This window comes from Skermania sp. ID1734, from assembly GCF_007489285.1.
In the GTDB taxonomy this organism is placed as follows: domain Bacteria; phylum Actinomycetota; class Actinomycetes; order Mycobacteriales; family Mycobacteriaceae; genus ID1734.
In genome coordinates, this window is record NZ_VLIY01000029.1 from 1 (window position 1) to 20,859 (window position 20,859).

The window sequence follows — 20,859 nt, forward strand, 5'->3', positions numbered from 1 at the left end:
ACGACCTCGTCTCCGACCGCGCCATCGCCGCCAAACCGCTGATCCTGACCAGCAACCGCGCACCCAAGGACTGGTACCCGCTGTTTCCCAACCCCGTCGTCGCCGAATCCCTACTCGACCGACTGATCAACACCAGCCACCAGATCCTCATGGACGGCCCCTCCTACAGGCCCCGCAAACGCCCCGGCAACCGAGCCACCGACACCGGCCGAACCAGCCCGCTACGCTGAACACGGCACACCCGAACATGGGGAATTACCTGACAGACACCCCTGGGGAATTAACTGACCGTCGACATCCGCAGCGCAACTGCCGACGAGTTGGCCAGCACCAGATCTAATCGGCGGACCGCAGCGAGTTCACTGGCGCGAGCGATCGACGACAACATCGACAGTGCGGCCGCGCCCATCGGTCCGCCACGTTCGCTGGTCCGCATGGTGGGATCCCACGCCCAGCGCGCGGGAGTGTGCACATAGGCGACCGTTCTTCCGGAAGTGGCGAACGCAGCCTGCACTGCGAAAGCGTGATGGCTGATTATTACCAAGTCAGCGTCGCGGAGTGGCAACTGCCGAAAAGACCGTGGCATCAGCGGCATCAACGGCGCATAGGTCTTTTGTCCAGTTGCGCGATAACACCGGTCCAATAGCGTTGTTTCGATGGAACGCTCCAGACCGGTCGGTATGCCGGATTCCGTGGCTATCGGTGCATATAGATATGCCTCCGGAAATTGAGCAGCCAATCGCTCGACTACCCGCTCCGCGCCCGCCACCTCGGTAAACCGCTCGTGGACCAGGGCTATCCGGCCGGTCATCGAGCGATCCGGCTTATGCGTGCCGGCGCGCACTGGCGTGCCGCCACGGATCGCCGAATCAGTGTCATTCGCGCAGAATACAAGATAAACCTGCTCGCTATGTCTTAGGTTCGGGACGAATATTGTCGGATCCGGCCGAATCGGACAAATTGAATTCGACATCGACGCCGACCTGGCGGTATGCCGCTGCCGTCATTTGGGCAGTTTGCTGCCAGGAAAGCCGGGCTGCGACTCGTGGTGCGGCCGCAGCTAATTCTTCGTGAGCGTCGCTATCGTAAAGGATCTCTTTGACGGCACGCGTCCACGTCGGTAGATCGTGTTGTTCTATCAAAACTGCCCCGCCGCGACAAGATTCGGCAATTGCTCCCACCGCGCTCGTTACCACCGCGGCCCCGCACGCCATGGCTTCCAATGGCGGCAATCCGAACCCCTCGTAGTGCGACGCGTAAGCGACAACAGAAGCGGCGCGGTACAACGCCGGAAGGTCCGCTGACGCAACAAAACCGAGGCCGTGTACCTCCCGCGGCAGGGTGGCTTGATCCGACCCTGCGCCGGCGAGAACGAGCGGGATTCCCGCTGCTTTTGCTGTTTCGATGACTAGTCCTATGTCTTTGCGGGGCTCGATGGAGGCAACGTGCAAGATAAATCGCTCTGGTAGGCCGTAATGTTTCCGGATTGCGGCAACTTCCTCGGCAGCGGGAATCCGACACCACGAAGGTGCAGCGAGTGGTATCACGATGGCATCTCGCCGAAATTCGTCAAAAATTCGCTGCGCAGTAAAATCGGACACTGCTATCAGCGCGTCGGCGCGGCGAATTGCGTGCCGCAGCAGCGCCCGCTCGCCGGCGACGCGAATCTTGCCAAATGCCCATGGCACGTCGAAGACGGACAGATCATGCACCGTCGAAACCGAAATTTGCGGACCGGTTACCGGTATATCTACGTCGAGACTGTGAAATAGATTTACTCCAGAATTGGGCGCAAAACCGGTGATTGCGCGCCTGATGCCGGAATTGACCGGGCGCGGCACTGCTCGGACCTGCGGCGGAAGCTCATCGATGGCATCTCGCTGTACCAAGGCGCTCAGTTGCGCCCCGCAAATATGCGGCCCGAGGACGGCGAGCAATTCCCGAATGTAGGTCGAGGTGCCGGCTCCGGCCGGTCGCAATGCGAGGGCACCGAACCTTAGGCTTGCAGTGATCGACTCGGATCTCGTGTGCATGAGTGACGATAACGTGCAGACTGGCCGAGCAGCCCGGTGGCGCACGCAGGGCAAATCGTGGCGATTATGCGGCTATCGCATACGGCGCCGCAGTGGAAGGGTGGCAACGTGGGTATCAGACGGCAGTCGAAATCGGCGGCACAGCACGGGGATTCTTCGCGTCGGCGGTTTGGCGTCAAGCTCTTGGGGGCTGCAGCCTTTGTGTCCGTCCTGTTGGCCACGGCGGTCCTGACCGGTTTGCCCGATTCTCGCGGGGACGTGCGTGGTGGCACCTACGGCTTCGTTTCGGTTGACGCGCTGATGAATTCGAGCGACGCCGAAATCAATGCCGAGATGGACGCCATGGTGGCAATGGGCGCTTCGTGGGTGCGGGTGGGCCTGCACTGGAACCGGATCGAAGCGGTGCCTGGCGTTTTCGACTGGGGCGTCACCGACCGCATCGTCGCCGCCGCAAAACGGCACAACCTGAATGTTCTTGGACTCTTGGGTGGAGGTGCACCGCTGTGGGCGGCGACGCCGACGCCGGTGAGCTTCATGGAAGCGCCGCCACAGGATCCGCGCCAGTTTGCAGCCTTCGCGCTTGCGGCCGCAACGCATTACGTGTCGTCGGTCGCGACGTGGGAGATCTGGAACGAGCCCAACAATCCCATCTTCTTTCCGCCGGCACCCAATGTGGCCGCTTATGCGGCGATGTTGCGTGCGGCTTATGCGGCAATTCATTCGGTGTCCGGCAACGTGACGGTGCTCAGCGGGGGCCTCGCGCCCGAGCCTGCGGGCAAGGTGATCCCGCCGACGCAGTTCGTCAGCCAGCTTTACGCGGCGGGCGCGGGCGGCTCGTTCGACGGTCTCTCATTGCACCCGTACACGTTCCCGTTCCCCATCGACAGCGACCCGAATGGTGGGTGGTCGTCGATCGCCGAAGCCCATCAGGTCATGATCGACCACGGCGACGGCGGCAAGAAGATCTGGCTGACCGAATTCGGTGCCCCGACCGGTACTTCCCCGGTATCGGTCAGTGAGCAGGCTCAGGCCAACATTTTGGTTGACGCCATCCATCGGGCGGAGAGCATGTCCTACGTCGGCCCGCTGTTCGTTTACACGATCCGTGACACCGGCGTGGATCCGTCGAACCCCGAGGATAACTTCGGGGTGCTTCGGCACGACTTCACACGGAAGGCCGCATATCAGGCGCTGGCTGGAACTCGGTAAGAGTTACTTCCTCCGGGCTGGCAGTCGTGGAGTCTCGGTAGTCGGCGAGCAGCGGCAGCAGGGCAGCGATTGGCGCAATGCCCAAGTAGTAGGGAACGTATACCGATTCGAATGCGCAGAGTGCGAGCACGGTCGCGTAATAGCCGACGAGGTAGGGCTTCATCGCTTGGCTCGCATGCGCGATGTGGTACCCGACAGCGATGACGATCACCGCAATACCCAACAGGCCCACCGAAACTGCGACATCGAGCCAAATGTTGTGTGCGGAGTAGTTGGCCTGGAAGACTGCGCTGTCGCCCTGGCTGCGCCAGAAGCCGGGGCCGTGGCCGACGATCGGGTTCTCGGTGATCAGCTGCTTTGCGCGATCCCACAGGTAGCCGCGCAGCGTGAAACTCGTACCGCGATAGGGGTAATAGAGCGGCAGCATCGAGAAAATCAGCGCGCCGGCAAAAGCGCACCAGGCAACCACTACATGAATGGACGGTCGCAGCCGCGCCGCGAGCGGTACCACCGCCGCGATGACAAACGCGATGAGTGCGGTTCGACTGCCCGCGACGACACCGGCCAGCAGCACCGAACTAGCAAGCAGAAGAATGCATTTGACGTCGATGCGAGCCAGCGCAAACGGCAACAGCAGTACCAGGAAGATGCCCACCAGGTTTCCGATGCCGCCGTAGTTTCCGCTGGTGAACTGGACGGTGAGCACCTGGTTGAGGATCGAGCATTTGAAGGTCGGGCACGGAAGCAGGACGCTGCTCGGCCAGAACGTGGCGAGCACGGCGAAGCAGACCAACATCGTCGCGATGCTGAGGCGGCAGCCCAGCGCCACCTGATCCAGGGTGATCTTCGGTTCGCCGTGCAGTACGACACCGAGCAGCACCACCGTGGCGGCCGCGAAGTAGAAGATGCTTGCGTCCCCGGTGGCGACGAACACGCCGACCACCGGCAGCAAGGTGGCCAGAATCAGCGCAGTCAGATTGAGGGTGAGCTTGCCGTTTACCAGCGCTCGGACAAATGCCCATCCGGCGAACGCGGCGGTCGGCAGCACCTGCATAGTCGCAAACAGCCCACCTGACGCCGACGGACTGTCCCAGATCAGCGGCGCCACAATGAATCCGCTGATCATTGGCCAGGCGCCCAGCGCCAACACGAAACCAACCGGAAAGACCAGTTCGGTCAGCCGATAGCCCCTCGGCCGCGACAGGTACACGGCGCCGGCGGCCAGGAGCGCTGCCGCAATGAGGAAGTACTGCGCGATGGTCACGTTGTCACCTTCTCGGCCAACGGCATCGAGCTGCCGTCGCCAACACGTCGATTCACCGATCTAAGCATCAAGAACACGACCGTCTGCGCCGTAAGCGGCGCGACCGCGAGCAGGTTGGTGTTCTTGGTGAGCCCGAGGAGTACGAGCAGGGCGATGGAGAGAAACCCGCCGGCGGAAATACAGCGAGTGACCTGCTTGGCGAAGCCCTGTGCGATGAGCTTTGCATTCAAAGCTTGGGAGGAGAGCGTTATCGCGGCGGCGGCGACCATCGCGAAGATCAGCACGCGTGCGGACTGGTACTGCTGACCGGCAATGAACACGATCAGCTCGGCGATGGGCCATGAGGCTGCAGCCACGAGGAAGGACAGCACCAGCGTGGCTCGCCAGAACTTCCTGAACAGATGGTCGAATTCCGGGCTGCCGCAGCGGCGGGCCAGCTCCGGAATGACGACTTGCGAGATGGCGGCGGAGAACAGCGTGATCGGTCCGGCGACCCGGGCGGCGATGGCGTAGATGCCCGCCGCATCGCGTCCGGCGGTGGCACCCACCGCTGGCGATTCGACGTGCTGGAACATCCACGTCAACGTGTAGGTCCAATAGTGCAGGGACCCCCGAAGCGGGTTGACAAAATGACCGCCGATCGGCAGGACCGACAGCAACCCGATCAAGGCGGTGACGATGAAGGCGAAGATAAGCGGCGGGTAGACGTTCGTGCTGGTTACGGCGCAGTACAGCACAGCGACCAGTGGAATTGCCCGTTGCGCAACGACGATGACGGTGGCGGCGCGGTGGCGGCGCATGGAGGACAGGTGTGGTTGTGCGTAGTTGTTGAGCAGGTCGCTCACCCCGAAAAGGACGCCCGTCCACGTGGCCAGCCCGAGATGCCGAAAGCCCACAACCCCACTGGCGACGACGAGGATCGTCGCGACAACCGCCGCCTGCCCGATCCACATACTGCGCAGCAGCGACTCCGTATTGGGCTCGCCCGCCGCGCGCAGGGCCCTGCCCTGCGCCCCGAATCCGAAGAAGATCCCGCAGGCCATCACCACCGAGAACGTGATCATGAGCTGACCGAACTGACCGACGTTGGTCTCGCGGGCGATCAATACCAGCGTCGCCGCCTGCATCCCAGACGCAGCCAAGCGGGCGACCGTGCGGAACGCGGCAGCGTTCGCGACCGACCGCAGGCCCTCGGAGGTGGTTGCGGCCGGCGCCGCGCCCGCGGCTGGCGCGGCGCCTATTTCGGGCACAGCGCCTATTTCGGGCGCAGTGTCCGACTCTGGCGCTGCGTCTGAGTGCGGCACTGGATCTCAGTCGAGGGAGTCGACGCGTCCGACGCGCAAGTCACGGACGACGCGGACGAAGTAGCCCTCGGCCTGCAAATCCCGGACTCGCTTGGCGGGTATCCCGGCAAACAGGCCGTTGGGTTCGAGAGTCTCGTCCGCCTTGGGCGGGGTGAGGACACCGCCGGCCGCCAGGACCGATTGCGGTGGCAGATAGGCGTCCTGCAGGACGACGCACCGGGTGGTGAGCAGCGAGTGATGACCCAGCACGATCTTGCCGGCCGTCATCACGCCGCCGTAGAGGTCGTGGCCGTGCGACTGAACGACCGACCCGTGGCCGCCGATCACCGCATACGGTTCGAGTTCCACCAGGCCGGAGCAGTCGATGTAGTGCTTACCCGTCATTGCCGCGTTCTCGCCCATGATGAGTGTCCCGGCCTCTGGATGGTGCAACTGATACTCGGGCCCGGCGCCGATCCAGATGAAGTTGCCGATCTCGGCACCCGGACCGAGGGCCACTCGACGGCATGAACGAAACACATTGAACGCGCCGATGTAGGCACCTTCTGCCATTTCGAACGCGCCGCATTTCCACACGAGGCACGGATTAACACGTGCGGAATCAGCAATGGAATTTCCAAGCATTCGCAAAAGCTTGATCTTCAGCGAAGAGGACGGCAATAACCAAACAAAGAGAGACAGGATGGCGTTTGGTCGCTTGGCCTCGGCGGCGCTAGTCATTCGTGCGATGTTCCTTTCCGACAGTCCGTCAGGCGGCAGTCGAGTTGTCGGCCACGGCCAGCGAGGGTGCCGGTCGCCGGACCACGAGACGGCGGATGCGCCGGTACCGCTTGGTCAGCCGGATGCGCAGGGTAGCCCATGCTGCGAGTTGTATCGCTTCGCCGTAGATCGCCCACAGGTAGTCCGCGCCGTGGCTGTAGCGCCGACGCAGTTCCCAGCACTCTCGGACGAATATGTGCGCGGCATTCGACAACTTCGTCGTGTCGTTCATCCGGAGTGCGCCTAGGGGCTTGTCGATGTAGATGCGACCAGGATTGCGCTCCGCGAGCCGGAATTGGAGGTCGAGATCCATCGCGCAGTAATAGCGCTCGTCGAACGCGCCGATTTCTTCGAGGATGTCCTTGCGAATGACTGTCGAACCGGAAAACATTGCGGTGCCGACCCGTAACAGCGTGCGCTTGTCGAGCGGATCTGCCGGAAAATCGTCGATCGTTGCTCCGGCATCGTCGACAATCAGGTGGTCGCCGATTACCAGACCGATATCAGCACCGTCGTCTTCGCCGCGCAGCGCGGCCCGAACCGCGTCGAGCGCCCCAGGCAGCAGCATGTCGTCGGCGTTGAGCCAGACGATCCACTCGTTGGTGGCCTTCTTCAAGGCTCTGTTGAGCGCGTCGGTTTGGCCACTGTCGCGCTCGATGTAGTGGCGAATGCGTGGATCGTTGGCTGCTCGCCGGGCGACTGTCTCGCTGGTGCCGTCGGTCGAGTGGGCGTCCTGCACGAGAAGTTCGTCACCGTCGGCCATCTGCGAGAGCGCGCTGTCGAGCGCAGCGTCGATGTAGCCGGCCTTGTCCAGACACGGCATCAAAATGCTGAATCGCGGCTCTTCTTTGCGGTGTTGACTCATTTAGCAGTAATCCTCAACCGTCGAATTAGTACTTCCACCGCTTCGGCTTGCGGACCATCATGCATCATTGCCCGGTGCGCATTAAAGTGATCGAGCTCGTGTTGAGCGTCCTGCGGGACATTATCCTCAATTCCATTCTCGCGAGTCCGCTCGTTCATCCACGTATCCGTGTTCGTGTGTTGCGATTGGTCGGTCACGACGTCGATCCGTCCGCGGCGATCGGTGCCAGCGGTTTCATCGGGGCATGGCGGGGTCTGGTGGTCGGTCCGGGCGCCGGTATCAACCGCGGTTTCTTTTTTGATCTCGGGGCGCAGACTGTCATCGGTGCGGGTGCCGGGCTGGGATACGACGTCATGGTCATCACCTGTACCCACGACCTCGGTGCGTCCTCCCGGAGATGGGGAAAGGACAAAAAGGCAGCGGTGCGGATCGGCGCCGGCTCGTGGATCGGTGCCCGCGTGACGATCATGCCCGGCGTCACCATCGGCGAGGGCTGTGTGGTGGCTGCCGGGAGCGTGGTCGTCGAGGACTGCCTGCCCAACTCCCTGTACGCCGGGGTCCCGGCCAAATGGAAGGCGCAGCTTCCCGATGTGCCCAAGACTTCGGCAGACGAGGTCGCCGCGCTGGGGGCGGCCGAGTGACGCTGCCACGCTACACCGCGAACGCCGGTATCGGCGCAGCCTGCGAGGCGCGCTTGCGGTGATCGCGGATGACAGCGGCTGCGCATCCGAGTTCTAGCCCAATCACCACTCCCAGCAGCATGTTTCGGCGCTTGAGCGGTTCGACGCGGGCGGCCGGTGGCGCCGCGGGGTCGACGACTAATGCTTGGAGTCCGGTTGCGCCGTTGGCGTTTTCGAGCGCGGTGATGCCGTTGGCCAGTTCCGTCGCCACGGCGTTTGCCTGATTGTCGGCGTCGTGCTCGCTGGCAGCTCGAACCGAGATGTCAAGTAGCGCACTGTCTGCGGGGGAACTGACCAGCATCCGGTGCGCCAAATCCGATTCGGTGACGTTGAGTTTGTGCAGCTCGATTGCACTGTGCAGCACGGTACTGGTGGCGGCGAGTTCGGCGTAGGTGCGCAGCCGGTTGGTGGCAAAAAGCTGACCGGCGAGAGCGCTGGTACCGCCCAAGTCTTGGTCGGCGCGGATGTAGATCCGCGCGGACGCCTGATAGACGGTGGGCGCGAGCTGGGAATAGCCGAACGCGGCAAGGGTGCCCACTGCTGTTGCCGCGACTATAACCGCCCACCCTTGCCGGAGTGCCCGCAAAAGTGCGGCCAGAGTCATCGGGCGGCCGTTCGGTGCAGCAGTGTGCGCCGGCCTGTCGCCGAATCAGCGACCAGCATCCTTCTCACTTCCTACTGGACGCTCGCCTGCGAATGCCGACCGCGGCGGGAACCGTTGTCTTGACCAGAGCCCACGGCCGCCGCCTCGGGGACAACCGATGGAATGGCCTCGGGCCATTCTTGTTCGACCGGGTTCTCGGCGCCGGCCGCGGTGTAGGTGTAGCCGTAGGAGAGGTCGCCCTCACCGCGGGTCATTGTGAGCGCGCCACCTAGGACGTTCACGTCGATGCTCGTGAGCTTGGTCAGCGCTCGGAAGATTTCCGGCTTCTTGGTAGCCCCGTACCGCACGCACATCATGACGCCGTCGGCGTTCTTACCCAGCTCAGCTGCGTCGATGACGGGCAGCAGCGGTGGTGAGTCGAGCACGATGTAGTTGTAGTGCGACTTCAACTCGGCGATCATCGCGCGTGCCTTCCCCGAACCAAGCAACGCCGCGGGGTTCGCCGGCTTATCTCCGGCAGCGAGGAAGACGAGATTGGGTATCTGAGTCGCCTGCAGTGCGTCATACAGTCCGATGCGACCGGCGAGGACTGTGGTGACCCCGACGGTGTTGACGCAGCCGAGCAGGTCGGCGAGCACCGGGCGGCGCAGATCGCAGTCGAGCAGTGCGACCGAGTCGCCGCCCGCGGCCAGGGCGAGCGCGAGGTTCAGCGCGGTAATGGATTTACCTTCACCGGCTCGGGCCGAGGTGACGACGATGGCACGCGGTGGATTGTCTACCTGCAGGAAGTGCAGTTGCGTCCGCAGCGCACGGAATGCCTCGGCCGCAGGTGTGGAATCGGCATCGAATTCGATGATCGGCTGCTTGGCGAGCTTGCGGGCGTACGGAATCGCGCCGAGGCCGGTGAGATTGGGGACGGTGTCCAGCTCGAGCGGGTCGATGATCGAGCTGTCGAGTCGGTCCCGAATCGCCGCGAGCACAGCGCCAACGACGAGGCCGATCAGCAGTCCGACCCCGACAATGAGGTAGGGCGGGAAGCTGGACGGTTTGCTCGGCACCTGTGCCTGGTCGACGATGGTCAGTCGCGACGCCGGAACACCGCCGCCTGGCGGGGTTTCGATCTTGGTTACCAGTGCGACCAGCTGGTCCGCCACAGTGTTGGCGATATCGCTGGCACGCTGCGGATCGGTATCAGTGACGACGATGTCCAGCAGCACCGATTCCGGGGTGGTGTCGGCCTTCACCCGGGACAGCAGTTGCTGTGGGGTCATGTCCAGGTGCAGCGCCTTGATGGTGGATTCGGCGACGCTGTGCCCGGTGGCGAGACCCGCGTAGGAGACGATGCGTTGCTGCGATGCGAGGTTGCCCTGGTACATCTCGAGGACGCTCGAATTGCGAGTCGACGCAAAGAGGCGAGTGGTGGCCGTGTATTTCGGCGGCACCAGCCACGCGTACAAGGCGCCCAGTAACAGGCCGAGCAGAGCCACCGCGAAGATCGTTTTCCATCTTCTACGCAAAATGCGCCGGAAGGCACTGCGGCTCATGGGGATCCTTTCGACATCGTGGCCTGCGCTTGCAGGAGCGGCGCGCCGCACGGCGCGCCGTCAATTGTGCAGTTGTAAATTCTGGACGAACAGCGAATTATTGGCGAATATTGCCGACGTTATTTCTGAACCATTCCACCGTCGATCGCACACCATCATCCAGACTGATTCTTGGCGACCAACCGAGATTCGTCAGTTTTGTCACGTCGAGCACCTTGCGCGGAGTCCCGTCAGGCTTTGTACTGTCCCATTCAATGCGCCCACCGTAGCCGACTGCACGCGCCACAAGGTCCGCGACATTCGAAATTGTTACGTCCGCACCAGTGCCGACGTTGATCGGCTCGGCTTCGTGATAGTGCTCGAGCAGAAACAGCAGTGCTTCGGCGAGGTCGTCGACATGCAGGAATTCGCGGCGCGGGGTCCCAGTGCCCCAGTTGGTCACCGACGGTTCCCCGTCCAGTCGCGCCTGTTCGAACCGGCGAATGAGCGCGGGCAGGACGTGCGAATTGTTCTCGGCGAAGTTGTCGCCGGGCCCGTACAGATTGGTCGGCATGGCCGAGATCCAGTCCAGCCCGTCCTGCCGGCGCACGGCCTGGACCTGCAGGATTCCGGAAATCTTGGCGATCGCGTAGGCGTCGTTGGTGGGCTCGAGGTGTCCGCTGAGTAGGTATTCCTCTTTGATGGGCTGCGGGGCGAACTTCGGGTAGACGCACGAGGATCCGAGGAATAGCAACCGCGGAACCTCGTGCTGACGAGCCGCGTCGAGGACGTTGCATTGAATGCGCAGGTTCTCGGAGAGAAAGTCTGCCGGAAATCGGCTGTTTGCCAGAATTCCGCCAACCCGCGCCGCCGCCAAGATGACCGTGGTGGGTTTGGTGGCGGCGAAGAATTCGAATACGGCATTTCGGTCCAGCAGGTCGAGTTCGTCCGAACCGCGCCCGATCAGATTTATGAAACTGTGATTGGTCAGATTGCGCCAGACGGCGGAACCGACGAGTCCGCGGTGGCCGGCCACATATATCGGTTCGGAGCGATCGAGCCCGGACGAAGCGTTTTCTTGGCGCGTTGCGGTCACCGCTCACCCATACCCGGAAAACGTGGAGTATCAACCCACGGGCGGCCTTCGTGTTCGATCGCCAGTATGTCTGCGTCCACCATCAAGCGGGCGAGTTCCGGGGCCTCGATGGTGGCCTTCCACTCCAACTTTCGCTTTGCCTTGGAGGAGTCGCCGACGAGCGCATCGACCTCGGTGGGCCGCAGGTAGCGGTCGTCGTGGCGCACGTGTTCGCGCCAGTCCAGACCGGCGTGCGCGAACGCCGCGCTGAGGAATTCCCGCACCGAGTACTTGGTGCCGGTGGCGAGCACGAAGTCTTCCGGCTCGTCGACCTGCAGCATTCGCCACATGCCCTCGACGTATTCGGGTGCATAACCCCAGTCGCGGACGGCGTCGAGGTTGCCGAGGTACAGCCATTGCTGCTGGCCCGCCTTGATGCGAGCGGCCGCGCGCGTGATCTTGCGGGTAACGAAAGTTTCGCCGCGCCGGGGCGATTCGTGGTTGAACAGAATCCCGTTGACCGCGAACATCCCGTACGCCTCGCGGTAGTTGCGGGTCATCCAGTACGAATACAACTTCGCCGCGCCATAGGGGGACCGCGGATAGAACGGAGTTTCCTCATCCTGCGGCGGTGGCGTCGCGCCGTAGATTTCCGAGCTCGACGCCTGGTAGTAGCGGCAGTCGAGGCCCACGAGCCGGCACGCCTCGAGCAGTCGGGTGGAGCCGACGCCGGTGGTGTCGCCGGTGTATTCGGGCTCTTCGAAGCTGACCCGGACGTGCGATTGCGCCGCGAGGTTGTACACCTCGTCGGGACGGACCTGGGTCAGCAGCGACGCGAGCCGCCCGCCGTCGCTGAGGTCGCCGTAGTGCAAGAAGAGCCGCGCGCCGGGGTCGTGCGGATCCACGTACAGGTGGTCGATGCGCGCTGTGTTGAACGACGACGACCGCCGGACCAGTCCGTGTACCTCGTAGCCCTTCGAGAGCAGCAGTTCGGCGAGGTACGAGCCATCCTGACCTGTGATGCCGGTGATCAGCGCTCGCTTCATCTGTTCTCCATCCCAATCGCAGGGTCCAACAATAGAGCCATCCCCCGCGTGACTCGACGGAAAAACGATTACCGCTCTACGGATTGATAGCGCACATAAAAGCGGGTTGCCAATCGAGTGCCTTCGGTCGCGCCCGTAATGTCCGTTGCCGTCGCGTACGCAAGTCGTCGCAATTGGTCCAACGAAATGTCGGGCCGGGCGGTGAGCGTGATGTTGAGCATCGGCACGCCGTCCTCCCGGGTTGCCGACGCCGACGCCGAGATCCCGTCGTGATCGCTCAATGCGGCCGCCGCGACATTGGCAATCTGTGCGGGATTGATCGCGAGCACCCCGCCGGGCCCGCTGCCCGGCAATTCCAGGCTCGGCGTGCGGACGGATCGAATGTTACCGAGCAGCAACCACATTCCTAGGACGACCGCGGACACCGCGACAACCCCGAGCAGCCAGGGCCACCACGACTGAATCGGCGCGAGGCGGTACCAGCTCTGGTCGGCGTGGGCAAAGATCGTGCGGACAAATCCGATTTCGGCCCACCAGCCGAGAACCAGTAGTCCACCGATCAATGCGCAGCCGCCGACAAGGAGCGCTATCAATCGATCGATGGTTGCGGTGCTGCGCTTCATCGCGCGGGCCTGCGTTCGATCGCTACTTCCAGTTGCATCGGGTGCTGAAGTTGCGCCAGCGCCTTTCTGACTTCGGCGGCGACGGGTTCGCCGAGCCCATCACGGGAATCCGCACCCGGCTTCACCGTGACGTCCACCCGCTTGCGCCCGACGGCGGTGTGGGCTTCCGCGACGCCGTCGACCCGCAGTGCTGCCGCGGTGCATCGGCGGGCCATGTCCGTGGTGCGCAGCCACAGTGCGGGGCTGCCGCCGGTACGCACGTGCGTCGGCCGCTGCCGCTTGAGGCCCAAGGTCAAAATCAGAACGCCCGCGACGACCGCGGCGATCGCGGCGGGCAGCATCCACCCCTGCCAGGTCAGCCGACCCGCCCAGGTGAATGCGTTGGCCAGCCAGGGCGCGCCGTCGATCAACTCCTGTTGAATGAGCAGCTCACGGCCGGCAATGATGCCCACCGCGATCAGGGCGGCGGCCGCAACGACGGCGACCGGACCGGCTGCAGGCTGGCTCATCGGAGTGCGTTCGGCGCCGAAATCTGGGCGGGGTTCGACGTGCGCGGTGGGCGCGCCGGGGACGAGTCCACTGATGGTGACGTCCACACGTGCGGGCGTCCGGCCGGTTTGCTCCTGAATTTCACGGATCACCCGTCGCTGCGTCGCTCGGCAGGTATCGGCGAGCGGTGCCGGCCAGGCCGCGGCGATATCGACGCGGATGTTCGGTGCCTCGGGTGTCATGTCGACGATCGCGCGGGGCAGGTCGCGGCGGGTGAATCGGCTGTGCCGTTCGACGCAATCGACGCTCAGCACTGCTCGTTCGACCAGGCGGGCGCCCGCGCGGTTGCGGACTGTGAGAGTGCCACGTTCGGCCGGGTCTACGCCTTGCCCCGAAGTCACCCGCCTGTTGTCGTCGGACTGCAGTCGATCGACCGCAGTCCGACCACGAACGGCGGGTGACTTCACAGGGTCAGCCACGACCGCGGCTCCGCAGCAACGCGCCCAGGTCGATGGTGCCGTCGCGGTGGGCGCCGATGATCAGACCGATACCGCCGAGGACCACCGCGAACAGAAACCCGCCGATACCGCCCGTGATTCCGGCCAGTGCCAAGAACAGTCCGGCGAACAGGCCCAAGACGGCATTACTCACCTTCGGTCACTCACCTTCGCCATCCTCCACCACATCGGCAATCGTCACCCGCGCCGGCAGCCCGCTGATCCGCTCCGCGTGCCCGCGGACCTGCTCGCCGACAGAGCGCAAGTCGTAGGCCACGTCGACAATCAACTGCACCTCGACGGCGGTTTCGTTCAGTCGCACACCGACGATGCGCTGACCACTCAAATGCGTGACCACGTCGCCATACGGTCCCGCGTGCAGTGCGACCACACCGGGCGTGTTGATTGCTGCGTCGGCGATCGCGCTCGCCTTACCGTCGGCGGTCACAGGACGCGGGGGGTGGTCGTGGTGTCACCGGTCTCGTCTTCGTCTTCGAAGTAGACGTCGTGCACGGTGATGTTGACTTCGGTCACCTCGAGGCCCGTCATGCGTTCGACTGCGGCGATGACGTTGCGGCGGATGGCCGCGGCGAGTTCGCGAAGCGCGGTGCCGTAGTAGGCGATGACCCCGATATCTATCGCGGCTTGCTTCTCGCCGACCTCGACGGAGACGCCTTGGGTGGTGCTGGTGGGGAATGCGCCGGGGATGGTGTCGCGCAATCGGCCGACGACTCGAGCGGCGCCGCCGCCGACGTCGCGAACGCCGCTGATCTCGCGGGTGGCGATGCGGGCGATTTTGGCCACGACGGTGTCAGCGATGACGGTTCGCCCGAGCGAGGTGTCGCCGAGGTTGGTTGCGCTGCCAGCGAGTGCAGGTTCGGTCATAACTGCCATATTCCCAGTAATCGCCGGTTTCAGCGCATGGCAAGACTGAACTGTCAGCCGAGAGCCTCAGTTTGCTAGCAAATGTCTCATTTTGGTCACGGTTGTGACACAATCATGTTTGCTAGGGGTTTCGTCGAGGTCATCCCGTGATTCGGGGTATATCGCGCGATAAAGATTCGTGACGTTGGGGCGAAACGATACGAGTGTGACCAGCGATACAGGGGCCATGGTGTCGATTACTCGCGAGGCAACCCGCACGCGCGCGCGCCGCAAGGTCGCCATGGCGCAGCCGGTCACGCGGGTGTCACGAAAAGACTGGGAGCCAGCGCTTATCCGTCGCACCTGGATAACTGACACCATCGTAATCGCGGCATCGGTTGCTGCTGCGCAGGCGCTGCGCTTCGGCGCGTTGCACGTCAACGTATCGACCAAATCGCATGCCGGTTTGAATTACACACTTTTCTCAATTTTGCTGATCGTGGCATGGATCGGCGCTTTGGTGGCGAACGGGACGCACACTCCGCGTGTTTTCGGTAGCGGCCCGGACGAATATCGCCTGATTATTTCCACAACGTGCTGGCTATTTGGTGTGGTCGCCATCGTGGCGCTGCTGTTCCAGCTCGATTTCGCGCGCGGCTACCTTGCTATCGCTTTCCCGGTCGGGCTGGCCGGCCTCCTCTGGAGTCGATGGGTTTCGCGCCGGTCGATCGCGCATCGACGGGAACGCGGCGAGAATCAGACATCGGTCTTGCTGGTCGGCCGCGAACGGGCCGTCCGTGAGGTCGCCTTGCAGTTCGAGCAGAGCCTCGCCTCGGGCCATCGGGTTGTGGGTGTGTGCGTTCCTGGCCACGAGGGCCAGCCGGGCGCCACCATGATCGTGGGCGAACAAAAGTTGCCGATCTTCGGTGACGAGCACTCGGTCATCGCTGCGCTCGAGCATTGCGGCGCCGACACCGTTGCGGTTACCGCCACCGAGGAGCTCGGCCACGAAGGTCTGCGCAAACTGATGTGGGAGCTGGACCCCTACGACGTGGACATGGTCGTCTCGCCCGGCGTGTGCGACATTGCCGGTCCGCGCCTGGTGATGCGTCCGGTCGCGGGCATGCCGCTCATCCACGTGGAAAAGCCGACATACGAGGGCGCCAAGCGCTGGGGCAAACTCGCGTTCGACCTGTCGTTTGCGACCTTCGCGCTGCTGGTCGTCGCGCCGATCATGGTGCTGACCGCGTTGGCCATCAAGCTCACCAGCAAGGGCCCGGTGTTCTACCGGCAGACGCGGGTGGGTGCCGATGGCAAGGAATTCCAGATGCTGAAGTTCCGCAGCATGGTTGCCGGCGCGGACATGATGCTCAGCGATCTGCTCGCCTACAACGAGGGCGCGGGCGCGCTATTCAAGATCCGCGAGGACCCACGGGTGACCAGGGTCGGCAAGTTCATCCGGCGCTTCAGCATCGACGAGCTGCCGCAGTTCATCAACGTGCTGCGTCGGGAGATGAGCGTGGTTGGTCCGCGGCCGCCGCTGCCGCGGGAACTCGACTCGTGGGGCAATGAGGTGCACCGGCGGCTTCTGGTGAAGCCAGGGGTGACCGGGCTGTGGCAAGTGAGCGGGCGCTCTGACCTATCGTGGGAAGAGTCCGTGCGGCTGGACCTGTCCTACGTCGAGAATTGGTCCATGGTTGGGGACCTGCTGATCATCGTGAAGACATTGCGCGCGGTAACAGCAGGGGAGGGAGCTTACTAGCGTGCCGGGTGCTGCTATCGATGCGGCCGTCTTCGCGTGCTTCGATCCGCCGACAGAGGTGCTCAGTCGGATTCAGCTGGTAGCCAAGCGAATACCGCTAGTGGTGGTCGTGGATGACGGCAGTCCTGGGTTGCCGCAAGACTTTTACGAAACACTTGCAGGCGTACCGAACGTTGTTGTGAAGCATCACGATCGAAACTTTGGGTTGGCGCGGGCGCTGAAGAGCGGGTTCACCGCCGCGCTTGAGCAAGACTGTCGGCACATCGTGACGTTCGATCAGGACACCGAGATCGGTGATGAACTGCTTGACCGCCTCGAATCTACTGTTGGCGAGGTCGATTCAGACGGCCGACGATGGGGCGCGGTAGGGCCTGGTCGCATCAATGGCTTTGCGTACGACGGCAGCGACGCTCATGCGTTGTATGAGGCCACTGAGCTGATCCAGTCAGGGGCGGTGTTCAACTCGGATGCGCTGCGCGCATGCGGGCTGGCCGACGAGTCGCTTGTCATTGATTCGGTGGATACCGATCTGTGTCTGCGGATGCGATCGTCGGGTTGGTCTGTGTACGCAGACGCGCGGATCGATATGGCGCAGCCGATAGGAAACGTTCGAGTGCTGGAGTTTCTGGGTCGCCGGTTGGTGTCGACGAATCACAGTGCGCAGCGGCGCTATTACATGACCCGGAACCGGCTGGAGATGTTCCGGCGGTACCGGCGATTCGACGCGAAGTGGTGTCTGCGCGCGCTGTTCTGGCTGTTCGTTGCATCGGTGTTGGCTGTGACTGTGGAAGATCACCGGTGGGCATCGGCGCGGGCGATCGGGGCGGGAGTGCGCGACTTTGTGCGGCACCGGTCGGGTCCCCGTGTTGCGGAGGCTGAGGCCGCCTCAGCTCCAGATGCGATAGCCGTAGTGCTGGTTACTCACAACGGGGCCAAGTACATCGAGGAGCAGTTGGAGTCGATAGTCGAGCAGTCCGTGCTTCCGGAGGCGGTGTTCCTGGTCGACGATTCGTCACACGACGGCACGCCTGGACTGGTCCGAGACTTTTTTGCAGACCATCCGAATATCCGGTTGCTTGAGGTGACGGCGCCAGCGCGGTCGTCAGATCTGTACACGAGGATTGCGTCCAACTTCGAGGCCGGCTTGCGGGCCGCGTCAGGGTTCCGGTTCATTGCGCTGTCCGACCAGGACGATATTTGGGAGCCGGACCGGTTGGCGCGGCAGCGAGGTCGACTGCAGCGGACCGGTGCGGTGATGACTGCGGCTAATGCGCTGGTGGTCGATGCCGGCGGTGAGCCCACAGGTGAGACGTTGCGGGATCGATTCCCGGTGCTCGCAGATTGGGAAAACGCAGATCCGGTTGAGCAGCTGCGCTCGGTACTGCAGCAGTCCATGGCGACGGGCGCGGCCTCGATGGTGACCAATGAACTGGTTGAAGCGAGCGTGCCGATGCCGTACGGGTGGCTGCACGACCGGTGGCTCTCGGTGGTCGCCGTCGCGATGGGCAGATTAGATGCCGACGACACGCCGGTGGTGCGGTATCGGGTGTATCCGCACCAGGCGGTTGGATTCTCTGGTCAAGTAGGGCTGTTTGGGTGGCGGCGGATCAGGGATGCGGCGCGGAAGCCGTATATCAATACGCGGAAGGTATGGGATCTGATGCGGTTACGGAGGATGGCGACGAAGGAAACGCGCCCGGAGTTTCGGGTGTGTTCGGTTCTGCGAACGTATGTCGATGGCCGACCAGACGGACCCCGAGATATCATGACCGAGAATTGCGATTTTCCGGCTTTTTAGTCTGTGCACATATGGTAAGCGTCGCGTCAGTAATTACAACAGTATTGATCATTGCCGTCCCACCTAACTTGCGGAGGAAACTTCAATCCTTGCCGCGACGAACGGCTAGCGCTCCACGCTCTTACGCTATAATTCCGCCTGATTGATTCATGCTAGTCAGAAGTCTCGAAAGGCGTGCAAGAGATGCAGGCGCGACTCGGTACCGCCGTCACGATAAACATCACCGCACACCGCGAGGGCTATCTCTTGCACAAGTCATTGCGCGCCGTTGAAAGCGGAGCGAATCTTGCAAGATGCAAGGGCGTTAAAGGATTGCAGCTGAACATACATCTTGATGACAGCGACGAGCTAACCCGCACCGTGGCAATGAATTTTGTGCGTAACCATCCTGAGTTCCACATATTTGAGAACTGCTTCAAATCTCCTGCGGTCTCCCGAAACTTCCTAATTGAAATGAGTGATGGGAAGTACATTCAGTTCGTAGACGGCGACGATCTATTTACCGCAAATTTCTTTTACGCAGCCTATGAATGCGCAGAAAGACATGAAATACCGGCGGTATTCTCGGCAAATTATGTCATAGACTTCAATCGAAATGTGCGCCACGAAATCGTCAAAATTTGTACAACGACGGACGAGCCGCTGCGGCGCATGAACTTAGTCGCAGAAAATCCGTACGTATCGCAAAATCTTGTTCATGGCGCTATCTATCGCGAAATACACTACGATCGAACTACGCATGGATACGGGTTCGAGGATTGGCATTGGAACACGAAAGTACTGGCCGCTGGGTATGAATTTATAGTGGTACCCGAAACCGCTTTCTATTACCGGCGAGGAAAAGCAAATTCGGTGCTGGTTGAGCACCAGGGCAAGGCGCTCATGCCCTCGCCGCTCTTTAATCCAGTACACTTTTCGCAATTGGCGGACTCAGTAGGGGTGCTGCCGACCGGCAGCGATCATGATGATGGTTACGCCGACGCTTCGCGCGAAGGCCTGCCACTCGAAACTGGCGGCGAAGGTAACGGCAGACTTCCCCTTGCGTCCCGGCTAGCTATCGGATTACAGCGCTTTGCCGGTCACGATCGGCTAGCTTATCGTACTGCGCGAGCGATATATCGCTCGGCAAAACTCGCCCGGACTGAAGCACGCGCTGGGGAGCGAGAATCCGCGCTGGACCAGACGGCTGAATTGCCAATCGTACGTCAAATTTCTGACCAGCTTCTAGAACATTGGCGGGAACTAGCGCTCATAGAACCGATCCTAAGCCCGACCACGTCAGTTCTTGAGAGCGCGCAGATCATTGAGCCTCCCACTTGCAGACCGAGCACACTTGCATATGCAAATTTTTGCAAAAGATTCAACGATACTATCGACGACATAATCGTAGTTTCGAGGTTTGAACCAAGCGGTGCCGACTTGTCAACGATTGAGTTAGTGGAGGCGTTGACGTCTGTCGGCCGCCGAGTTGCAGTAATCGCAACTGGCCGTCCTCGGTGGGGAGAACGCACCCGTGACCTGCCCAACTCAGAACTGATTGAGTGTTATGAATTCTTTCCTGCCATCGACGATACGGAGATGGAGGTACTGCTTGAGCGGATCACCCTGAACTTTGAAATCAAGACCCTTACAATAATTGATTCCCCACTAGGTTATTCATTCATCGACAAGCATGGCAGCGTGTTGCAAGGCAAGCTCCGCGTCCTAATGCATTCCTATGCGATGCCGGTCGACGGCTGCGGATTGCAGTGGGAAGCCTTTTCTCGGTTTCCGGGCGCGCTGCAATATATCGACCACATCGTGACTGACTCAAATTTTCACGCGATGCAAATTGTTAAGACCTACGGTTACATAGGCGAGATCACAAAAGCCCCGCTTCAAATGCCGCATACGATACAACGAAAGATCTCAGGCGTGACAGGTCGGGTGCTATTTGCGCACCGCATCGCAAACGAGAAGCAGTCGACTGATGCGATAGCGATAGCGAACGAGGTCGCCAATTTTGGTGTACACCTTGACATCTGGGGTCCAAAAGACGAAGAAAATTGCTGTCGAGTCCGATTCGATGAGTTAGCTGCTAGTTCATCGAATGTTCGCTACTTGGGCCCCTTCGATGGCCTTCACTCGGTCGATCTTGAAAATTATGATCTACTTCTCCTTACCTCCTTATGTGATCGGGTGCTTCAGTTATGCCGGGAAGCTGTTTGCGCTAACCTATTTATAGTTTGTCCCGATATGGTAGACCTTGCAGAGATTGTTGAGCATGGGGTTAATGGGTATGTAGTTAAGGATCCAGGCGACGTGGCGATGTATGCGAGCGCAATCGAGAGTTTCTATTCGACAACCGAGCTGCAGGATCTTTCTAAGAGATGGGATGGCACTCGTGAGGTGAGGGAGTTCCACTCACGACCCATATATACTCGCGAAATCGGAAAAATTTACCAGAAACCATAATTCGGAGCGC

General features: G+C 61.9%; 21 protein-coding genes. 6 read left to right on the forward strand and 15 right to left on the reverse strand.

Translation table 11 applies throughout. The features are described 5' to 3' along the window. On the forward strand, positions 1-230 hold a 230-nt coding region (locus FOS14_RS23555; protein ID WP_143773297.1), incomplete at its 5' end, for an ATP-binding protein. 50 nt (positions 231-280) lie between these two features. On the opposite strand, the gene FOS14_RS23560 is transcribed toward FOS14_RS23555, so the two are convergent. Both FOS14_RS23560 and FOS14_RS23565 read right to left on the reverse strand, forming a co-directional pair. Next, positions 281-811: a glycosyltransferase gene (locus FOS14_RS23560; protein WP_143773298.1), complete on the reverse strand. Its 531-nt coding sequence runs from the start codon at positions 809-811 to the stop codon at positions 281-283. A 97-nt stretch (positions 812-908) separates the two neighbouring features. Further along, the gene (locus FOS14_RS23565) at positions 909-1,937 is read right to left on the reverse strand and encodes a glycosyltransferase family 1 protein (protein WP_255450561.1); all 1,029 of its coding nucleotides are present in this window, start codon (positions 1,935-1,937) and stop codon (positions 909-911) included. A 204-nt stretch (positions 1,938-2,141) separates the two neighbouring features. Between FOS14_RS23565 and FOS14_RS23570 the strand changes: the two genes are divergently transcribed. Further along, complete coding sequence (locus FOS14_RS23570; protein WP_221936761.1) at positions 2,142-3,242, forward strand: beta-galactosidase; 1,101 nt, start codon at positions 2,142-2,144, stop codon at positions 3,240-3,242. Here FOS14_RS23570 and FOS14_RS23575 read toward each other — a convergent pair. The 4 genes from FOS14_RS23575 to FOS14_RS23590 all read right to left on the reverse strand — a co-directional run bounded on the left by FOS14_RS23575 (position 3,199) and on the right by FOS14_RS23590 (position 7,434). Then, on the reverse strand, positions 3,199-4,506 hold the full coding sequence (locus FOS14_RS23575) for an O-antigen ligase (RefSeq protein WP_143773300.1): 1,308 nt from the start codon (positions 4,504-4,506) through the stop codon (positions 3,199-3,201). The two genes, FOS14_RS23570 and FOS14_RS23575, sit on opposite strands and share 44 nt — an antisense overlap. Beyond that, positions 4,503-5,756 (reverse strand): lipopolysaccharide biosynthesis protein, encoded by a 1,254-nt coding sequence (locus tag FOS14_RS23580; RefSeq protein ID WP_143773301.1) that lies wholly within the window; start codon positions 5,754-5,756, stop codon positions 4,503-4,505. The genes FOS14_RS23575 and FOS14_RS23580 overlap by 4 nt, the downstream gene beginning before the upstream one ends. Before the next feature lie 60 nt (positions 5,757-5,816). Next, complete coding sequence (locus FOS14_RS23585) at positions 5,817-6,362, reverse strand: hypothetical protein (protein WP_143773302.1); 546 nt, start codon at positions 6,360-6,362, stop codon at positions 5,817-5,819. Between the two features lie 196 nt (positions 6,363-6,558). Further along, positions 6,559-7,434 carry a glycosyltransferase gene (locus tag FOS14_RS23590; protein WP_143773303.1) on the reverse strand — a complete coding sequence of 292 codons (876 nt, stop codon included), beginning with the start codon at positions 7,432-7,434 and terminating at the stop codon, positions 6,559-6,561. Positions 7,435-7,508: 74 nt separating this feature from the next. On the opposite strand from FOS14_RS23590, the gene FOS14_RS23595 reads away from it, so the two are divergent. Beyond that, entirely contained in the window at positions 7,509-8,075 is a 567-nt protein-coding gene (locus FOS14_RS23595; RefSeq protein WP_255450564.1) for a DapH/DapD/GlmU-related protein, read from the forward strand. Between the two features lie 10 nt (positions 8,076-8,085). Here FOS14_RS23595 and FOS14_RS23600 read toward each other — a convergent pair whose 3' ends face one another. The 9 genes from FOS14_RS23600 to FOS14_RS23640 all read right to left on the reverse strand — a co-directional run bounded on the left by FOS14_RS23600 (position 8,086) and on the right by FOS14_RS23640 (position 14,856). Further along, positions 8,086-8,718, reverse strand: a complete 633-nt coding sequence (locus FOS14_RS23600) for a YveK family protein (protein WP_143773305.1) — start codon at positions 8,716-8,718, stop codon at positions 8,086-8,088. Between the two features lie 71 nt (positions 8,719-8,789). Beyond that, entirely contained in the window at positions 8,790-10,262 is a 1,473-nt protein-coding gene (locus FOS14_RS23605) for a polysaccharide biosynthesis tyrosine autokinase (protein WP_143773306.1), read from the reverse strand. 97 nt (positions 10,263-10,359) lie between these two features. Further along, positions 10,360-11,337: a GDP-L-fucose synthase gene (locus FOS14_RS23610; protein ID WP_143773307.1), complete on the reverse strand. Its 978-nt coding sequence runs from the start codon at positions 11,335-11,337 to the stop codon at positions 10,360-10,362. Further along, complete coding sequence (gene gmd / locus FOS14_RS23615) at positions 11,334-12,362, reverse strand: GDP-mannose 4,6-dehydratase (RefSeq protein ID WP_143773308.1); 1,029 nt, start codon at positions 12,360-12,362, stop codon at positions 11,334-11,336. The genes FOS14_RS23610 and gmd overlap by 4 nt, the downstream gene beginning before the upstream one ends. A 68-nt stretch (positions 12,363-12,430) precedes the next feature. After that, positions 12,431-12,985: a hypothetical protein gene (locus tag FOS14_RS23620; protein WP_143773309.1), complete on the reverse strand. Its 555-nt coding sequence runs from the start codon at positions 12,983-12,985 to the stop codon at positions 12,431-12,433. Beyond that, the gene (locus FOS14_RS23625) at positions 12,982-13,953 is read right to left on the reverse strand and encodes a DUF6286 domain-containing Asp23/Gls24 family envelope stress response protein (RefSeq protein WP_143773310.1); all 972 of its coding nucleotides are present in this window, start codon (positions 13,951-13,953) and stop codon (positions 12,982-12,984) included. The genes FOS14_RS23620 and FOS14_RS23625 overlap by 4 nt, the downstream gene beginning before the upstream one ends. Beyond that, complete coding sequence (locus FOS14_RS23630; RefSeq protein ID WP_143773311.1) at positions 13,946-14,125, reverse strand: DUF2273 domain-containing protein; 180 nt, start codon at positions 14,123-14,125, stop codon at positions 13,946-13,948. The genes FOS14_RS23625 and FOS14_RS23630 overlap by 8 nt, the downstream gene beginning before the upstream one ends. A gap of 6 nt (positions 14,126-14,131) precedes the next feature. Next, on the reverse strand, positions 14,132-14,419 hold the full coding sequence (locus FOS14_RS23635; RefSeq protein WP_143773312.1) for a hypothetical protein: 288 nt from the start codon (positions 14,417-14,419) through the stop codon (positions 14,132-14,134). Further along, entirely contained in the window at positions 14,416-14,856 is a 441-nt protein-coding gene (locus tag FOS14_RS23640) for an Asp23/Gls24 family envelope stress response protein (RefSeq protein ID WP_255450565.1), read from the reverse strand. Before FOS14_RS23640 ends, FOS14_RS23635 begins: the two co-directional genes overlap by 4 nt. 280 nt (positions 14,857-15,136) lie before the next feature. On the opposite strand from FOS14_RS23640, the gene FOS14_RS23645 reads away from it, so the two are divergent. The 3 genes from FOS14_RS23645 (at position 15,137) to FOS14_RS23655 (ending at position 20,849) form a co-directional block, all read left to right on the forward strand. Beyond that, entirely contained in the window at positions 15,137-16,597 is a 1,461-nt protein-coding gene (locus FOS14_RS23645) for a sugar transferase (RefSeq protein WP_255450567.1), read from the forward strand. A 1-nt stretch (position 16,598) separates the two neighbouring features. After that, a complete protein-coding gene (locus tag FOS14_RS23650; RefSeq protein WP_143773314.1) occupies positions 16,599-18,395 on the forward strand; it encodes a glycosyltransferase in 1,797 nt (598 codons plus the stop codon). 183 nt (positions 18,396-18,578) lie between these two features. Continuing rightward, positions 18,579-20,849 (forward strand): glycosyltransferase, encoded by a 2,271-nt coding sequence (locus FOS14_RS23655; protein ID WP_370512290.1) that lies wholly within the window; start codon positions 18,579-18,581, stop codon positions 20,847-20,849. Positions 20,850-20,859: the final 10 nt, after the last annotated feature.

Coding starts and splice junctions, on each gene's coding strand:
- FOS14_RS23600 (WP_143773305.1), bottom strand. CDS start 8,718: ATGACTCTGGCCGCACTTTTGCGGGCACTCCGGCAAGGGTGGGCGGTT.
- FOS14_RS23585 (WP_143773302.1), bottom strand. CDS start 6,362: ATGGCAGAAGGTGCCTACATCGGCGCGTTCAATGTGTTTCGTTCATGC.
- FOS14_RS23640 (WP_255450565.1), bottom strand. CDS start 14,856: ATGACCGAACCTGCACTCGCTGGCAGCGCAACCAACCTCGGCGACACC.
- FOS14_RS23645 (WP_255450567.1), top strand. CDS start 15,137: ATGGCGCAGCCGGTCACGCGGGTGTCACGAAAAGACTGGGAGCCAGCG.
- FOS14_RS23605 (WP_143773306.1), bottom strand. CDS start 10,262: ATGAGCCGCAGTGCCTTCCGGCGCATTTTGCGTAGAAGATGGAAAACG.
- FOS14_RS23560 (WP_143773298.1), bottom strand. CDS start 811: ATGACCGGCCGGATAGCCCTGGTCCACGAGCGGTTTACCGAGGTGGCG.
- FOS14_RS23620 (WP_143773309.1), bottom strand. CDS start 12,985: ATGAAGCGCAGCACCGCAACCATCGATCGATTGATAGCGCTCCTTGTC.
- gmd (WP_143773308.1), bottom strand. CDS start 12,362: ATGAAGCGAGCGCTGATCACCGGCATCACAGGTCAGGATGGCTCGTAC.
- FOS14_RS23655 (WP_370512290.1), top strand. CDS start 18,579: ATGCAGGCGCGACTCGGTACCGCCGTCACGATAAACATCACCGCACAC.
- FOS14_RS23590 (WP_143773303.1), bottom strand. CDS start 7,434: ATGAGTCAACACCGCAAAGAAGAGCCGCGATTCAGCATTTTGATGCCG.